This window comes from Vibrio sp. 10N.222.46.A1 (genome assembly GCF_041473595.1).
GTDB lineage: Bacteria > Pseudomonadota > Gammaproteobacteria > Enterobacterales > Vibrionaceae > Vibrio > Vibrio tasmaniensis_A.
In genome coordinates this window covers 1-986 of sequence record NZ_JBFRSN010000708.1, presented here as the reverse complement: position 1 = coordinate 986, position 986 = coordinate 1, and the positions used below count along the sequence as shown (strand labels likewise).

Sequence of the window (986 nt, the reverse complement as noted above, 5' to 3'; positions counted from 1 at the left end):
TTATCTTTCATTTTCTGTACGGCAGGCAATAACATTCTAATTTCTTCATTATTGATATTGGTCAGAACCACAATATTTTCAGATTCAACTTGGGTAATAGTTAATATGCCATGCTTAACGGATTCAACCTTTTCACCAATCATAATTGATTCAGGTGCGACAGAGCGATCGGTTAACTGACCTGTACGTAATTTCGCCGCACTGATAGCGCGGATATTTCCGGTGTTTTCAAACGCAACAATAACAGTATAGGTGTTATAATACTCAACTACTGTCACATAGCCGTGTCTATTTGTTTTGAATCTAGCTCCATTGTTCATGTCGTGCGGAGCTTCCATTTTCTTCACGTGTTTCCTCTCTTAGTCTCAATGGCTGTTATATCTAATCAGCTCTTCTCGTTTTATAGATAATGAATGGGGGAGATAATGCAAAGTATATACGCATCTAAACTTAAGATGAATCTTGAAGTCATAGTAAATGAGGGAGAACACAGAAAAGTGGTAATAATCACACAGAATTAACCGAGAGGTTACGCTCATACGCTTAAGGACTTAACATTCCAAATTCAACCTTATACAGATTGTTTACAGTTTTTGAAGAACGAAAATGACGATAAACACTGCGTTTTGTTTAATCCTTGACCGCGCGATCGTTTGCGTTGAAAAATGTGATGAAAGTCTCACTTAACTGTTTATACTTCTTTTCCGGTTTTAAGCCGGTGCTTAGCCAATACAAGCCGTCACATGGATATGTGAATGACCCCACGGACCGGACCAGCTACGTTCCACTGCTTGTATAAGGTGATTTTTACATGAACAACTCGTTGTTACATTCGCTAACCCTGTTAGCTCCTTCATCGCGTAGCGTTTTGCTTGCGGTTCTTTGTCCTATTCCTTTGATGTCATTCGTTTGGCTCATGTTCACTCTTTAAGGATTACTAGGACACATTATGAATATTCTATTTGGTTTTGTCGGTGTTCTTGCAC

The 986-nt window shown here is 38.8% G+C and carries 1 protein-coding gene; it reads right to left on the bottom strand.

All coding sequences use genetic code 11. The annotated features are described in order from the left end of the window. A partial coding sequence (locus AB4496_RS18785) for a hypothetical protein (protein WP_372131607.1) occupies nt 1–338 on the bottom strand: 338 nt, incomplete at its 3' end. Between the last annotated feature and the right edge of the window lie 648 nt (nt 339–986).